The organism is Aliidiomarina quisquiliarum (genome assembly GCF_023922585.1).
GTDB lineage: Bacteria > Pseudomonadota > Gammaproteobacteria > Enterobacterales > Alteromonadaceae > Aliidiomarina > Aliidiomarina quisquiliarum.
This window is the reverse complement of sequence record NZ_JAMFTN010000017.1, coordinates 163,135-178,585: the sequence shown is the minus strand read 5'-3', so window position 1 is coordinate 178,585 and position 15,451 is coordinate 163,135. Positions and strand designations below refer to the sequence as shown.

The following is a 15,451-nucleotide window of genomic DNA, read 5'->3' as shown; positions in this document are numbered from 1 at the left end:
AAGCAACGCAAACTAAACGTTGGGTCCGGCTATGTGAACAACCCGGACCCAGCCTTTTTCAATCGCTCCGGTTAAATCGTTCTCAAGCGCTTCCTGAGCTTGCTCGAAGTCTACCATTAACTCCATAACGCCCAAGCCTTGGTTACGCCCTTGTACTTTACCAATGTAAAGCGCCATATCTGCAATTTGTAAACAACGCTCCCACCCCAGCTCTTCTTCGTTTAAACCACTGAAAGGCAAAGTAATAAACCCTGCGGTGGCCGTTACAACTAAGTCGCGATGGCCGCACTTCACTGGCGTGCTACCAAGTATATGTAACGCCCGCTCGGTAAATTCTGCTAAATGGCCAGGATCCATTTCTCGTAAATAAATCAGGAATTCTTCACCGCCCCAGCGCACCACCATGTCGGTATTGCGAGTCACTTTATTAAGTCTTCTGGCTATTTCAACAAGTACTTTGTCGCCTGCTGCATGGCCGCTGCGGTCGTTTATTTTCTTAAAGTAATCAATATCCAACAATAACAGTGCATCGGGGTGGCGACCTTCAATACGAGCGTCTGATTGGCGCTGATGGTTATTCATTGCGGCTTGAAATGAGCGGCGGTTTAATAGCCCCGTTAACGGATCATGCGTCGACTGATACTCAAGCTCTAAATTCACTGACTTTAAACGCAAGTTTGCCTGCCGTGCTGTACGCCAAGCTAAGAACAATAAAATAGATGCCAGCACAATAACTATACTAAGAAGAATAAAAATGCGCTGTTGTAACCGAGCATTTACCAAGTCGCCTTCTTGCACTTGGTTACGCTGCTCTAGTAGTTCTATTTCTGCTGCTTGTTCATTTGCTCGATAACGCGTTTGAAGTTCGGCTAGGGCTTTATCTCGCTCTTTTACTGCCAATGCTTGTTGCATGGCACGCTGCTCTTTTAGCACCTCAATAGTGCGCTCCAACATGCCCGCTTTGGTATAGGCGTCGGCAAGGTACTTTAATACGTCTACATATTCTGCATCGGCCACGTCAGCTCGTATTAACTTAGCTGCATCCTCTATCCCTGCAATGCCTTGACCCACATTACCTAACATAACGTCGATATAGCTTAAATTGAAGTTAAGCAAGTGAATGGTGCGTTCATCGTTTTGCCGCTGTGCTTCCAGCAGCGCTTCTTGTAAAATACTCTGCGCTTCTTCGTAGCGCTCAACTTCCATCAGCGACGAGCCAATATTGTTCATGCTTAGTAAAACAACTTCATCGGCCCCAAACTGGCGGCCCCATGTAATGGCTAATTCATGGCTATGAATTGAGTTTTCACGTTGATCTAGCATGCTTTCAAGGTAGCCTCTAAACAAATACAAGCGTGCCAGTTCATTTTCTAAACCTTCTGCTTCGGCCGTATCAATAAGCTGGTTAGCATAGTTAAGGGCTACATCATAATGCCGCAAACTTGCTTGCACTCGAGCTATACCTTCCGTAATAAACAACCTTCTACGCAGGGTAAGTACATCATCCGTTTCTCGCACAGCATTTGCGGCTAATAAAAAATGAGCCAAGGCTTTTTCAAAATCTCCTACCGAACGCAATAGCCGGCCTGCTAAATTGTGAGCAAAGTAACGCACTCGTGGCGAAGCCACATGGTCTAAATAGCGCTGCATTTGCTCCAGCTCAACCAGCGCATCTTCAGTGTTTCCTCCATAGTAATGCAAGCTTACCAACACCGTTCGAGCATCTACTATAGCGTCAATCACGCCGCTGGCTTCTGCTACTTTTAATATTTCCATTGCTAAGCGCCAGCTTTCATCAAGGTTTTCCGGATTAATAGACGTTAAAATATAATAACCACGAGCCCGTGTTTGGGTAAGTATGGGAGTATTAGGAGTAACTTGTGAGACAATCTGTTCTAGTTCTGAAAGCTTTGACTCACCGCGAGAAAAGCGCAGCAAATATTGATCTAATTGTGCTTCAATGTCGGCATTTTCATGAAGGCTTACATCGCTGGCTGAAACTGCATAAGCATTCGTGGAAATAATGAACAATAGAATGGGAATTAACTTTTGCCAAAGCTTAAAAGTGCACATCAACTGTACCTTATGTTCTTATTTTAGTAACTTGTATCAAATTTTGTGTAAAAGCGACAGACTAACGTTGCATTATGGTTACAGTGTAGCAACAATGCTTCGCTTAATATAATGGCGATAACACCAATACTTTTAATGTGCTGCCAGTGGTTTAGCTGGCTAAGTACATAAACCAACAAAGGTTCTTATTATGAGAAAACTAGTTCTTGCTGCCGCTGTAACTTCAGCACTTGCAGTATCCGGCTCAGCAACCGCTGGCTCTTATTTAGGTCTGTCTTTATATGATTTTTATAATAGCGACTTATCTTTAACTGCCGGCACGACATTGAACGACAAGTTATCTATTCATGGTCAGTACCTCGACGCCCTCGATTTTGTTGTACGTGCCACAGCAGAGTATGCACTCCACGATAATTTTTTTGCCATAGCGGGCGCAAGCCACTACGACAGCGGATTTAGTAGCGCTACAGGAGCAATTGCTGGCGTTGGTTACCATTCAAGTATTATGGGTATTCCATTCAACGTTAAAGCTAGCTACGACTCTGCTGTCAACGGTTTCTTCTCTGTACATACTTCCGTTCGTTATGATTTCAATAACAAGTTTTCTGTTGAAGCAGGTTACCGCGTAAACACGAACGATATTAAAAACGAGTTCGGCTTCGGCGTACGCTTAGCGTTTTAAGCAATCTTTGCGCCTCACTCTGCTGGATAACGGCCATTAAATGACAACAATGAATATTTATGTCGACGCCGATGCTTGCCCTGCCGTTATTCGCGATATTTTATTTCGCGTTGCCCAGCGCCAGCAAATTAAACTTATTCTTATTGCTAATCGGCTTGTAAACCACCCCCCTTCAATTTATATACAAAGCGTTCGGGTAGCCGACGGCTTCGATGTGGCCGACGACGAAATAGTGCGGCGTTGCAAAGTGGGTGATTTAATTATTTCAGCAGACATTCCGCTGGCTGCGGAGGCAATTGAAAAAGGGGCTTTAGTACTAAGCCCCCGAGGAGAGTTATTCACCCCAGAAAATATTCGCGAGCGATTAAACATGCGAGACTTTATGGACACCATGCGAAGTTCTGGCGTTCACCATGCTGGCCCCGCTCCTTTGGGGCAGCGCGACCGCAAAGCATTTGCAGATACTCTCGACCGCATCCTTGCTCGTCGAAAGTAATGCTATTTAAACATTAAACTGGCCAGCTAGCTTCAATAGTTCTTTTGCTTGCTCATCTACTAAGGCAGACACTTGATCTGCTTCACGTGAACCGTCTCGAGTGTCTTCCGTTAACTCATTTACCTTAGACAAATTACGGTCCATTTCTTGAACTACGGCCGCTTGCTCTTCTGTTGCACTAGCAATTTGGTGTGTCATATCAGTAATAGAAAGTACCGACTGGCGTATTTCTAGTAACGATTTTTCTGCTGCATCGGCTTTTTCTACCCCATCGCTAGCCAGAGAAACACCCGCATTCATGGTGTGTACCGACTCTTCGGCCGTAGCTTGCAAACGGTTTATCATGGTTTGTATTTCTGTGGTTGCCGCTGCAGTTCGTGCCGCTAAAGTTCGAACTTCGTCGGCGACCACTGCAAAGCCACGTCCTTGCTCACCGGCACGGGCCGCTTCAATGGCAGCGTTCAGGGCAAGTAAGTTGGTTTGCTCGGCAATGCTTTCAATGGTATCTAAAATGCCACCTATGCTAATACTTTCGTCTTTTAACATGGTAATTTTGTCACTTGCGAAGCTCACTTCTTTAGCCAGCGCATTAATAGCGCTAATCACTTCTTGCACCACTTGCTGGCCATGGTCAGTGTTTTTACGTGAGTTTTCTGAAGCTTCCGATGTCATTTGAGCATGCTGAGCCACCTCAGAAATAGTTGCCGACATTTCATTCATCGCTGTTGCCAACTGCTCAATTTCATTCGCTTGAATGTTTAGCGCCGAGTCGGCACGGGCAGCTACTTCAGAAGAGTGGGTAGCGCTTTTAGCAAGCTGGGTGGCGTTCACATTTAATGTAGTCACTAATTCGTGCAAACGTTTTTGCATGCTATTAAAAGAACGTGTTGCTAAGCCAATTTCATCACCGCTGGTTACCGGCAAAGCCTTTCCACGCAAGTCGCCATTTGCAATATCTTCTGCGCGCGCTTGCAAGCGCTGCATTGGGCTTGAAATATTCGAGCGTAAAATAAATGCCATTACAATAGCTGCAACAATAGACACCAGCATGGTTAACCAAATAATGAATAACGCCCGCGACGATGCCTGTGCGGCTTGCTCTACTTGAGCATTGCTTTCGTCATTTAAAATGCGCCGTACGCGGTCTATACCCACGCGCATTTCACCCAAATTACCTAAGGTTTTTTGTTCGTAAATGCGATGCTTTTCTGCTGCACTTCTTGCTGTGGTAATGTCTGTAGCCGTTGCATGCAAGTCAATATGAGGCTGATTCAACGCGTCGAAAGCCTGCTTAAGTGCCGGCGAGCTTTGCTTATATACGTCTGAGTTACGAAAGGCGTTATACCAACGGCCGAAGGCGCACTGAGTAGGATCAAGCTGCTCTTCAAATGGCGAGTCTAGTAGCAAGCTGTTTGCCAGCCGATTGGCCCAAACAACATGGTCTACCTCGCGTTCAACTTGCAGCATTGATGTATTTAGTTGTTCGCGAGCATCAGCCGACGACTTATTCACACTGGCTAAGCCTGAGTGAATAAGCAATGTCACCATAACCATTAACGCAACAAGCACTCCAAAACTGGAAACCAGCTTGGTACCAATATTTAAACGGTTAAACCACGACCATTGTTGATTCAAAATCCTTCCCTCATTACATGCTGTTAACTAATCAAAGGTAGTATGTAATATAACCACTTTTGCCTGTTTGAGTATGATACAGAACAAAAAAATATTTAATAAGGCTAATAATTATTCTTTCACGCTTTATTCATACACTTTTACTGTGTTACGGCCTGCCTTTTTTCCTTGGTATAAAGCTTTATCCGCACGGTTTACTATGTTGGTCATATCGTCATTTTCTTTTTTTCCTGCTATTCCAAACGTCATGGTTACATTCCGTTTCAGCCGTAGCGGAAATGACGCTATTTTTTCTCGTAGTCGCTCAATTAATATTTCTGCTTCCTTTATGGTGGTGTCGGGGCAAACAATTAAAAATTCTTCTCCGCCCCAGCGGCCGACAAAGTCGCCTTCTCGAACATGTGAAACGAGTATTTCGGCGAGGGTTTTCAGCACATAGTCGCCGTATAAGTGGCCATACTTATCGTTAACCACTTTAAAATGGTCACAGTCTGCTAGCACCACTACCATGGGCTGCTTCATACGGTTCGCTATACCCAACTGCTCCGTTAGTATTTCGTCTAACCTACTGCGATTATTCAAACCTGTTAACTTGTCGGTAATTGATAAGCGTTCCAACGCTGAATAAGCATTTTCCCGCGACTCTTCGTAGTGCCTAAAAAGCAACCACAACACTACAAATGCACAAAATATATTAAGAAATGCACCATTAGTGAACGAGCTAGTTATTTTTTCTGTGCGCATATAAAAAACATAGCCAGCTACAATTCCAAAACTAAGCCCTACAGCCCAACTACCACCCTTACGACCCAGTAAAAAAAAGCAAATAGGCGGCAGTATTGTCATCCATATTAATGTGTAAGAAGAGCCCTTAGTAATACCTATAAGAGAGAGCATATTAAAAACTACAATGCCGCATAGTAACCAAGACGTTACCTTAACATTAGCACTACGGTGATAATAAAATGCCACCAACAACGAAAGAATAACACTTACAACATTTAACGAGCCAAGCAGATACGAATCAAAAAAAGCAAAGTTGGTTAAACCTGCAAAGAGCGAAAAGCCAATTACAACCAGCAGAATTGACTTGATTAAGCTTACTTGGTGGTCTTTTTCATACGCCGTATGGTCTATGCTTGCCATAACTGTGGGTCTCTTTTCAGTTGCTTTGTTCCGCTAAAACCACTTGGTTGCGACCTTGCTTCTTACCTAAATATAAGGCTTGATCTGCTCTTTTAAATACATCTTCCACGCTGCTGTCTTGTGCATTAATTTTTGCCACTCCAGCTGTTACAGTAACCGTAAGCTCTCCTGCTGTAGTCAACATTTTAAACTCTTCTATAGCTTGCCGTATACGCTCAACCCGCCTATACGCGCCAATTAAGTCACAGTTCTCCATAATTAGCACAAACTCTTCACCACCATAACGGGCAAAAACATCTGTACTACGGCTTAATTTCTTTACTTGGTTGGCAAACTGCTTAAGCACCGAGTCACCAATGTCATGGCCGTACGTATCATTAACCTTTTTTGAAAAAATCGATATCAAGCACGGCCAAAGCCACTGGAACCCCCTTTTCACAGCAGAACCCAGTAATTGGTCTAAACGGTTATAACAATAACGGCGATTATAAGCCCCCGTTAGTTCATCGGTTAAACTTAACCGTTCAAGGTCTAATTCATATATTTTTTGCTGGGTTATATCCCTTACTGTGCCTACTAGCATGGTATTTTTGTCGTTGTCATTAAAGTCGGCTAACTCATGCACCCACCGTATTTCTCCATTGGGTCGAACAATCCGATGCACCACGTCATGCACGCCTGTAATTTTTGCTTGCTCTTCACTTGCATGTACTAGGCTAAATCGTCAGGGTGTACAACGCTGTTAAAGGCCTCAATTGAAGGCTCAAATTCACGCTTGTGCACACCAAATATCTCATAAATCATGTCCGACCAAAACAATTCGCCAGTGATCAAATTAGCCTGCCAATAACCAAGCTGACCAATACGCTGCGCCCGCTCTAAGTCGGCTTGATAACGCTCAAGCTTGAGCCTGTTTTTTTTCTTCTGTGGTGTCAATCAGTTGCCCAAACCACGAGGTACTTCCGTCACTGTTTCGCTCTGGAATAGAATGCTCCGTTACCCACTTTTCTTCTCCATTCACTACTATCCGATACTCCACAAACCATTCGTCGAAGGTTTCAGCAGAATCAATAATTGACGACTTTAAACTGTCCAAGTCGTTCGGATGAATTAAATCAAATACAACACTGGCGTCGTCAGCCACCTGTTCTGGGGTCAGCCCATAAATGCCTGTTACGCCATCGCTACAAAATGGGAAAGAGCTTTGTCCGTTGGCACACAAACGATACTCATAGATCATACCTGGCATGGTTTGCGAAATTTTTGATAGGCGCGCTATGTTTTGTTGCGCGTTTTTCTCTTCGGTAATATCAATATGGGTAGCCGCTATCCACTCTGGTTGGCCAGCGTCTGTATAAGTAACAACCTTGGCACTATCACGCACCCACATCCAATGGCCATCTTTGTGCTTCATCCGCGTTTCATCGGTTTGCACATTCCAAATCCAGGTGCCCAATTGCGCGCCGCTGATAATAGCTTCGAGCCAAAATAACTTTTCTTTATCACTGTGTTGCACTAAGGAAAACCCTTGCGTTAATTCTGCTAATAAGCTTAGTTGTTGACGTTAAGTAAAGCACACTAGGTAAGATAAAAAAACAGCAATGTTTTCCATGTGGGCTGTTACACTATTCTTGGTCAGGTTTCTGAATATAAATACAAAAAGGAGCGACTCGTGCCACGCTACACTTTATTTACACTGGTCTTTTTAATGCTATTAACTAGCCACAGCGCCCCTGCAGCGCTAGCCTCTGAAGCTGAGACTAACGACTCGGAAAGCCCAGCACTAAACCCACCAAGCGCCCTTCTTAATCAGTTTTGGGAGCTAAATGAAGACGACAAACGTGGTTTATACACCCTGCGCACTTATCGTTCGAATTACGTACTACTCTATAACTATAGTAATAATATTAATATGCAACCCCATAGTCCAACGCGTGGGCCTGTTGAAGAGCAAACCCAATATAAAAACGAGGAGGTTAAACTACAATTTTCATTCCGCACCAAGGTTTTAGAAAATTTTCTACTACCAAATGCCGATTTATGGGTTTCTTACACGCAAACATCCTTGTGGCAAGCATGGAATAACGACTTATCGCGCCCTTTCCGCAGTACCGACCATAACCCAGATATATTTTATGTTATACCCGTCAGCCAAAAATACGACCTTATCCCTGGTGAATTAGGTATTGAAATGGTTCGGGTGGGTTTAGCTCACCATTCAAACGGCCAAAGTAAGCCTGAATCTCGCAGCTGGAATTACTGGCATGTGAGTGCCGCCATGAGTCTAGGCCCATTGTTATTGGAAAGCACCTATAAAAATAGGGTCAATGAGCCCCTCGAAAAAGACGACAACCCCGACCTAATATATTTTAAAGGTAATTTGGAAACTCGGCTAACTAGCCTTGTAGGCCGAACAAGTATTAGCTTAGAACGATCTGGGCAATATTTTTCAATGGAACGAGGTAGCTGGCAGCTCGACGTTACTTACCCACTTACCAAAAGACAGCCTGAAGGTGTGCGTATTCAGCTACAAATATTTAGTGGCTACGGCGAAACTTTGCTTGACTACAATCATCGACAAACGCGTATTGGCATAGGCTTTTTACTACTGAACCTTTAAATGAGTAGTTACAGTGACCATAAACGCCTAAACTCGCTGGCTTGGCGCTTGGAAATGTTAATTTTCAACTTGTTTCTAAGCTTTACTTCAAAACCGCCGCTTAAGGCAGCGTCAATACTGTCTATGTAGTCCGTATTGACGATCCAGCTGCGACTGGCGCGAAAAAATTGCTGCTCCAAACGTTCCGCTACGGCACTTAGTGGCCGGTAAATGGCTGGAATGTCTTTGGCTAAATGCACCCGCGTGTAGTTTCCCATAGCCTCAAAGGCGTAAACATCGCTTAAGTTCACAAAAAAGCATTGCTCGCCGTCTTTGATAAAAATTCGTTGATCCGCCTTTAGTTTGTCTGGTACAGCACTATGGGGCACCACTTTTTCTAGTGCTTGTTGTAAACGCTCGCTACGCACCGGTTTTAATAAATAGTCTAGCGCATTAAATTCAAACGACTTAATAGCAAATTCATCAAACGCGGTAACAAAAATAACCTGGGGTACAGAGTCTGCTTGGGTTAGCACATCGAAGCCGTCGCCGTCGGGCAGGTCTATATCAAGCAACAGTAAATCAATTGCGACACTTTCTAATAGTTGTACCGCTTCTTCAACACTTGCCGCTTCACCCACCACTTCAAACTGGGTTTGGCTTTGTAACTGCTCTTTTAACTCCAGCCGTGCTAGGCGGCTGTCATCCACAATTGCCACTCGAATCATTATTCTTGTTCCATCTCAAATGGTAACACTAGGGTAATCGTTGCTTGCCCGAAGTCTATTTGTTTCGCTTTACTAAAATCCAATTGTGCTGACTTGTCACCGTACAGTAACTTAAGTCGGTCACGAATATTTCTTAATCCTATTCCTGTGCTCTGCTCTTGCACGTTAACCTTTTCTATTAATGGACACGGGTTGGTTAAGCTAATATGTAACCGGCCTGCTTTTATTTCGGCTGTTAACTGTATGGTGCCGCCTTCACGTAACAGCCCAATACCATGTTTAATGGCATTTTCAATACAAAGCTGTATTAACAACCGTGGCACCAATGCAGCTTTCGCTTCTTCTGTCACTTCCACATGATAACTAAGCCGCTGCTCGAATTGAATTTTGCACAAGGCCACGTACTCTTCAGCGATTAAAAGTTCCTCAGCCAAGGTTACCTTTGCATGCTGCTGCGAATGGTTCCCTTGTTGCAACGAGTACCGCAACATATCGGCTAAACGGGCCAATGCTTCTCGTGCGCGCGCTGGATCTTCTAATATCAGTGCACGAATGTTATTCAACATATTAAATAAAAAGTGCGGGTTCAGTTGTTGCGATAAAGCTTCTAGCTGGCTCGACGCTAGCGCTTCACTGGTATCTCGTAATTGGCGAACTTTTATAATGGTGATATAAAACGCGCTCCACAGTAACAACGCCCCGAACATGTTAAAGGAGTTCCCCACAGTAATATGCCGTATTATAAAACCCCACTTGCCTGGCGGAACTGGATCTATTACGCCCCCTTGAGCAAATACATAAAACACCAGCACTAACATACCACTTGCCACCAAAGCGCCAACCAGCGACATGAAAGCAAAATACAAAAACTGCAAAGCCACACTATGGCTCTGCGCGCCTTTGCTAAAAAGCTTGCGTGCGATATGAGAAAACACCCCTGCCGAACCTACTAAAACGCTTGCAAACACTACTTCAGTCCAGTCGAAAAATGGGCGTAAGTAAATAATTACTATCAATAATGACCAAACAAGTAGCCAGCCCAGTAATTGATAGAGAAGGTAGTAGCGTTTATCCATGGTTGTTATTCAGCCCCTGTTAAGCTGCTAAGCGAAGCGCCTGCTAATAACGCTAAAGCTTCTTGGTTCACGCTTACCGACTGACTATTTAGCGCAACTACAGCTCGAGAACCGTCTAAGTAGAAGCCCACAAAGCTGGTGAAACCTGCTGTTTGGCCATTATGCCAAGCAAACTTCTTACCTTGCTGATCTTCACTTATAATCCATGCCAAGACTTGCTGGGTTTTGCCACCAATGTCTTGTATTGGCGTTAACATAAGTTGCACCGCGGCATCATTGTCTTTGTTTAATGCCACTATCGCTTGGGTGTAGCGCACCATATCATCAAGGGTTGAAACTATTGCTCCAGCGCCAGCTAACGCTTGAAAATGCCAACGTGAATTAGGCTCCCCTAGAATGTCATGGCCAATAGTTAAGCCTCGCTCCGTATTTGGTAAGGCCACATAGCTGTGCGCCATTTCAAAAGGTACTAAAATTGACTCTTCTATCGCCGCAGTAAACGATTGATTATTTACTTTACCAAGCAGTTCACCTAGCAGGCCGTAACCTAAATTTGAATATTCATAATCAGGTGGGCCCACTACCACGGTCTCAAGGGTTTGCTGCAGGTCTTCAGTGTCATAATGCACATAAGGGTCGTGGGGGTCTGCTTGCTCAAGCATGCCGTCGGGCAAGCGTGGTAACCCACTATGGTGGGTTGCCAGCTGGGCAAAAGTAATGCCGCTCGGTACGGCCGACCAAACATTGTTGGCAGCTTCATTAAGCGCCACTTTGCCTGCCACGACTTGTTTGGCGAGTAAGTAAGCAACAAAGGTTTTACTCACCGAGCCTATTTCATACTGGGTTTGATTGTTTTGGCCCTTAAAGTAGGTTGTTTCTACACCCGCTGGGGTAATAACAGCAGCGGCACCACCGTTATCCCCCAGCTTAGGCTTTGGGGACTCCTTCGGTGCCTCCCCTTGCTGTAGTTTTTTTAATGTAAGTGGGCGTGCCTGACCTTGAATAAACTGTCCCCCGTAGCCGCCTTCGCTCTCAGCTGAAACTTCACCCGAGAATGTTGCTCCTATCATTGGCGAACTAAAACTAAGAGCTTCAGCAGTAACGCTTACTTCGCTAATTGGAATACCATAAGACTCTTGCGCAGGGCTGTCTAAAGTAGCCAAAAAGCCCCCCTGAAGTACGGCAATATTCAAGCGTAAGGGTAATGAATTGCGGCGATTAATCAATAAGTCGCCCGTATAAGTGCCTTCAAAAGCCATGCGGGCTAAATCGTTTTCAGTCAATTTTCTCAATACCAAAGGCCTTGCCTTACCTTGGGTAAAGGTACCGTCTAGCGCACCATTTTTCACCATCGCAGTAAAAGTGGCCGACAAGTCAGTGTCTGTAAAAGTGACGCTATCAGCAGTAACTTCGTATTCTGTCGGCACCTTACCAAACATGCCTTGGTTTGGGCTATCTAACGTCAGCTCACCATTTTGAATGGTTAAGCCTATGGTTAAACTAATACCGCTTTGTATTTCTAGCTCGCCCCGCCAAACACCGTCTAAGTCGTTGTTGGCTAGCACTTCTCCTATCGGTGTAAGTAGCAGGCTACTTACAAGTGCAAGTGTCGCAATGGTGCTCTTGTAAATACTCATAATTAGTTTCCTTTTATGAAAAAATTACATTGGTGGTAATGAAGTTATACTTAGCTATCTTAATTTGTATTCAGTTTAGATAACTAACAGTCCCTTGTGTAAACTATATGACGAACGGGCGAAAGCAATGACAAGCGGTTTTCAAGCACAGTAAGGTAGCTACTATGATTCAGTTTTCAGACTTTTATCAACGGGCAAGAGAGCGTAAAGGTGGCGACTCGGCTATTGCCGACCACTTACCCCACGTAGCTAGCGCCAGCGAACTGAAGTCGCGTGCCGACGACCGCTATTTGTCAGACTTAACCCGCTGTGTATTCCGCGCCGGCTTTGTGTGGCGCATTATTGACAATAAGTGGACAGGCTTTGAAGAAGCCTTCAGTGGTTTTATACCTAGATATTGGCAACAAGCCCCACCGGAGCGCCTAGAAGCTTTAGCGAGTGATGCGCGCGTGGTGCGCAATATGCAGAAAATAAGCACTGTACCCCGTAACGCCCGCATGATTGTTGAAGCTAGCGAAAGCCACGGCAGTTTTGGCAAATTTTTAGCCGATTGGCCGTCAAATGATCAGGTAGGGTTATTACTTTGGTTGAAAAAGAATGGTGAACGCCTAGGAGGTGCAACGTCGCAGTATTTCTTGCGTATGCAAGGCTGGGACGGCTTTATTCTTTCTTTCGATGTGGTTACTGCATTAACGAACCATAACCTTATGGACGCCAGCCCAACCAGCAAAAAGGGCCTCGACCAAGCCCAAGCCGTATTTAATCAATGGCATGAAGAAACAGGGCTTCCTTACAGCCACTTATCTCGAATTTTGTCGTTTACCCTCGACGCACGTTAATCAACATGCTTGCTTCCTTGATCTATAACAAGCTTTGCTTGGAAGCTGGCAATTCCCCGTCTGTTACTTGATCTAATACAAAAACCTACCCCATTTCTCCTGCAAAATACCCACATATTTTCTAATCGGAGAACACCTCTGAAAAAGTCACTCGTTAATCTCGGTATCATTGTTGGTTTAGGCCTTGCTTCTGCTCCTGCTCTCGCTAACTTTGCTGTAAATGTCGGCGCCATTACAGTGATGCCAAGTGACAGTAGCGGCTCTTTAAATGTAATCGAACAAGTTGCCGGCCTTCCTGCCAATAGTACTGCCGTTGGGGTAAACAGTAATACTCAGCTTGGTTTAACCTTTGACTATAAGTTTGACAACAACTGGGGCTGATAAAGTTTCAATAAAACTTAAAGATTCATGGGGCTTAGCCGCACAAGCTGGTTTCAACTATGCCATTTCTGACAGCTTAGGCTTCCACTTTATGGTGAGTAAAATGCAATTAGACACCGATGCCCAAGTGCGAGTAAATGGCAATAGCGTGCAACAAGTGAAGGTAACAATCGACCCTACCGTTGTTATGTTCGGCCTGCGTTGGTCTATTTAACGTATCAGCCTAGCCGCCCAAACTGCGGCTAGGCGTCACTTTTAAAAGTGGCCACATACAAACTTTCAACTTTATCGCGCGCCCATTGCGTTTTACGCAGGAATTTCAACGACGACTTCACTGAAGGGTCACTTTGAAAGCATTTAATATTTATTTTCTTACCAAGCGCTTCCCAACCGTAGTGTTTCGCTAACTTTGTTACCACGGTTTCCAGCGTTATGTTGTGTAATGGGTTTTTAGGTTGCGCCGATGTGGGCTCTACATTTTTCATGTACTGTCTCTTGGTCTAAAATAGGTGAGTGCATAGTACGTTTATCTTAGCTGGCTGTCTTTACTACCACGGCGGTTAATGCCACCTCGGCTCACTTCTGTTGCCTCCAGCTTCGACTGGCAAGCAATACAAAACTGTACACCTGCAATTGCCAAACGCCTTGCTTCAGGAATAGCTTCACCACATTCTTCACAAAACTCGGCGCTTTCCCCAGTTTGAATATTGCTACGGGCTTCTAGCACAGCGTCTTCAACACTGGCGTCTATTTGGTCTTGAACGGCCCCATCTCGAGCCCAACCACCAGCCATAATCACTACCTCTATTATTACTTGTTAACTCAATTACACTTCCAACAGCTTTACGAAACCACCATAAATAAGGCGCTTGCTCTGCGCCCGCATTAGCACGCTTATTTCAATTCTGATTCGTTATTGTTTTTGTATAGTCGCGGGTAATAATTTCGCTTAAAACCTGTAAATCAATATCGCCTAATTTATTAATATAAAGGCATGCAACCGATCTCTTATGCTTACCTAGCCTAGCGTAAAGTTCAGCTGCGCCGTCAAAATTGTCGCCTACATAAAATGTCATATGCGTTTTACCGGGTGAAAAACCTGCGGCGGGTGCTGTGCCCTTGCGGCCACTTTTGTATTCATAATCATAGGCACCAAAACCTATAATCGAAGGCCCCCACATTACCGCCGGTAATCCAGTTATGTCTTGATAGAGTTTAAGCGCTAGTAACGTATCTGCTTTACGACGAGCGTTCTCGATGCTAGCAATAAAGCTCTCTACCGGTACCGCTGTTGGCTTAGTTTTGTTTTCTGCCATATTAGTTTGCCCCTTTCGTCTGTAATTGGCATTCGCCCACGCATCGACAATAGGGTGTTACTTACAGAGAGCAATTGGGTCATTAGAATCCTTTGTAGATAAAGTTTGCAGCTAAAATCATTGTTACATGAGCCATCATGTGCGCACCGATAGCGCACTCTAAACCATATTTCCAGTAGAGATAACCGCCGATTAGCCCAAATCCAGCATTGCCTAAGATAATATAAGCAACCAACGGTACTGTTATTTCAGGTGAATAAACAAAGGCCACTGGCAAATGCCCAAGAGCAAGCTCTATGGCATTCATTATTAAAACCCAAAACGCCACGACAATAGGAAGCCCCACAAACGAGTAACTGTACTTCCGAATCACCACCGCACCACTTGTTAAAGTACCTGCTGCCAGCGCCAGTATATGCCAGCTACCGTTAGCGTTTTCAATTTGCGCAGGCCAAACACCGAACCATTGCATACCACCAAAAATGGCTAATGGAGTTAAACACACTACAAAAGTGGCGCAAATTCCTGCTGGAATGTGGAGTTCTTTTACCGCTAAAAACTGCGTCACCCTCAAGCCAACCACTGCGTATAAAGCCGCCATTAAAACAATAGCTGCACCGCCAAACGACTCCCAGCCTAAGCCCATAAAAAGAGTCATGGCCGCAATGGCAATACACCCACCTAAATAATAAAGCACATGAATAAAGCTAAGCCTGGGTACGTGTTGCGCTTGTATCTGTAAAAATTCGGCCAGTAATTTAGCTTGCTCGGGCGTAATTATATTTTCTTGCACCGCTTCATTTAGTTTTTGCTGGCTAACCATCATAGCGAATCCTTTTGCTT

General features: G+C 44.6%; 18 protein-coding genes. 5 read left to right on the top strand and 13 right to left on the bottom strand.

Translation table 11 applies throughout. The annotated features are described in order from the left end of the window. Nucleotides 1-12: 12 nt before the first annotated feature. The gene (locus M1L23_RS06535; RefSeq protein WP_252626467.1) at nucleotides 13-2,073 is read right to left on the bottom strand and encodes a tetratricopeptide repeat-containing diguanylate cyclase; all 2,061 of its coding nucleotides are present in this window, start codon (nucleotides 2,071-2,073) and stop codon (nucleotides 13-15) included. 190 nt (nucleotides 2,074-2,263) lie between these two features. On the opposite strand from M1L23_RS06535, the gene M1L23_RS06530 reads away from it, so the two are divergent. Continuing rightward, nucleotides 2,264-2,755 (top strand): porin family protein, encoded by a 492-nt coding sequence (locus M1L23_RS06530; protein ID WP_252626462.1) that lies wholly within the window; start codon nucleotides 2,264-2,266, stop codon nucleotides 2,753-2,755. 49 nt (nucleotides 2,756-2,804) lie between these two features. Beyond that, nucleotides 2,805-3,251, top strand: coding sequence for a YaiI/YqxD family protein (locus M1L23_RS06525; protein WP_252626563.1), 447 nt, complete (start codon nucleotides 2,805-2,807; stop codon nucleotides 3,249-3,251). A 6-nt stretch (nucleotides 3,252-3,257) separates the two neighbouring features. On the opposite strand, the gene M1L23_RS06520 is transcribed toward M1L23_RS06525, so the two are convergent. From M1L23_RS06520 to M1L23_RS06500, 5 genes are all read right to left on the bottom strand, one after another. Next, entirely contained in the window at nucleotides 3,258-4,886 is a 1,629-nt protein-coding gene (locus M1L23_RS06520; RefSeq protein ID WP_252626460.1) for a methyl-accepting chemotaxis protein, read from the bottom strand. A gap of 126 nt (nucleotides 4,887-5,012) precedes the next feature. After that, entirely contained in the window at nucleotides 5,013-6,032 is a 1,020-nt protein-coding gene (locus tag M1L23_RS06515; RefSeq protein ID WP_252626459.1) for a GGDEF domain-containing protein, read from the bottom strand. 16 nt (nucleotides 6,033-6,048) lie between these two features. Then, entirely contained in the window at nucleotides 6,049-6,699 is a 651-nt protein-coding gene (locus M1L23_RS06510) for a GGDEF domain-containing protein (RefSeq protein ID WP_252626458.1), read from the bottom strand. Between the two features lie 44 nt (nucleotides 6,700-6,743). After that, on the bottom strand, nucleotides 6,744-6,968 hold the full coding sequence (locus M1L23_RS06505; protein WP_252626456.1) for a PAS domain-containing protein: 225 nt from the start codon (nucleotides 6,966-6,968) through the stop codon (nucleotides 6,744-6,746). Next, complete coding sequence (locus tag M1L23_RS06500) at nucleotides 6,931-7,548, bottom strand: PAS domain-containing protein (protein WP_252626455.1); 618 nt, start codon at nucleotides 7,546-7,548, stop codon at nucleotides 6,931-6,933. Before M1L23_RS06500 ends, M1L23_RS06505 begins: the two co-directional genes overlap by 38 nt. A gap of 156 nt (nucleotides 7,549-7,704) precedes the next feature. On the opposite strand from M1L23_RS06500, the gene M1L23_RS06495 reads away from it, so the two are divergent. Beyond that, a complete protein-coding gene (locus M1L23_RS06495) occupies nucleotides 7,705-8,652 on the top strand; it encodes a phospholipase A (protein ID WP_252626453.1) in 948 nt (315 codons plus the stop codon). Nucleotides 8,653-8,660: 8 nt separating this feature from the next. On the opposite strand, the gene M1L23_RS06490 is transcribed toward M1L23_RS06495, so the two are convergent. From M1L23_RS06490 to M1L23_RS06480, 3 genes are read right to left on the bottom strand one after another with little or no spacing between them, the layout of a single operon-like run. Further along, entirely contained in the window at nucleotides 8,661-9,359 is a 699-nt protein-coding gene (locus tag M1L23_RS06490) for a LytR/AlgR family response regulator transcription factor (RefSeq protein WP_252626451.1), read from the bottom strand. Continuing rightward, the gene (locus M1L23_RS06485) at nucleotides 9,359-10,435 is read right to left on the bottom strand and encodes a sensor histidine kinase (RefSeq protein ID WP_252626449.1); all 1,077 of its coding nucleotides are present in this window, start codon (nucleotides 10,433-10,435) and stop codon (nucleotides 9,359-9,361) included. The genes M1L23_RS06490 and M1L23_RS06485 overlap by 1 nt, the downstream gene beginning before the upstream one ends. Nucleotides 10,436-10,440: 5 nt before the next feature. Beyond that, a complete protein-coding gene (locus tag M1L23_RS06480) occupies nucleotides 10,441-12,072 on the bottom strand; it encodes a serine hydrolase domain-containing protein (protein ID WP_252626447.1) in 1,632 nt (543 codons plus the stop codon). Nucleotides 12,073-12,236: 164 nt separating this feature from the next. Between M1L23_RS06480 and M1L23_RS06475 the strand changes: the two genes are divergently transcribed. Together M1L23_RS06475 and M1L23_RS06470 are read left to right on the top strand one after the other, a co-directional pair. After that, entirely contained in the window at nucleotides 12,237-12,911 is a 675-nt protein-coding gene (locus M1L23_RS06475; RefSeq protein ID WP_252626446.1) for a DNA-3-methyladenine glycosylase I, read from the top strand. A gap of 349 nt (nucleotides 12,912-13,260) precedes the next feature. Next, a complete protein-coding gene (locus M1L23_RS06470; protein WP_252626444.1) occupies nucleotides 13,261-13,506 on the top strand; it encodes an OmpW family outer membrane protein in 246 nt (81 codons plus the stop codon). A 28-nt stretch (nucleotides 13,507-13,534) separates the two neighbouring features. Here the strand turns inward: M1L23_RS06470 and M1L23_RS06465 are convergent, their stop codons facing one another. The 4 genes from M1L23_RS06465 to M1L23_RS06450 form a co-directional block, all read right to left on the bottom strand. After that, a complete protein-coding gene (locus M1L23_RS06465) occupies nucleotides 13,535-13,777 on the bottom strand; it encodes a VF530 family protein (protein WP_252626442.1) in 243 nt (80 codons plus the stop codon). A gap of 41 nt (nucleotides 13,778-13,818) precedes the next feature. Then, nucleotides 13,819-14,085 (bottom strand): DksA/TraR family C4-type zinc finger protein, encoded by a 267-nt coding sequence (locus tag M1L23_RS06460; protein WP_252626440.1) that lies wholly within the window; start codon nucleotides 14,083-14,085, stop codon nucleotides 13,819-13,821. A gap of 106 nt (nucleotides 14,086-14,191) precedes the next feature. Continuing rightward, nucleotides 14,192-14,608 carry a DUF1801 domain-containing protein gene (locus M1L23_RS06455; protein WP_252626439.1) on the bottom strand — a complete coding sequence of 139 codons (417 nt, stop codon included), beginning with the start codon at nucleotides 14,606-14,608 and terminating at the stop codon, nucleotides 14,192-14,194. An 82-nt stretch (nucleotides 14,609-14,690) separates the two neighbouring features. After that, nucleotides 14,691-15,434, bottom strand: a complete 744-nt coding sequence (locus M1L23_RS06450; RefSeq protein ID WP_252626438.1) for a hypothetical protein — start codon at nucleotides 15,432-15,434, stop codon at nucleotides 14,691-14,693. Nucleotides 15,435-15,451: the final 17 nt, after the last annotated feature.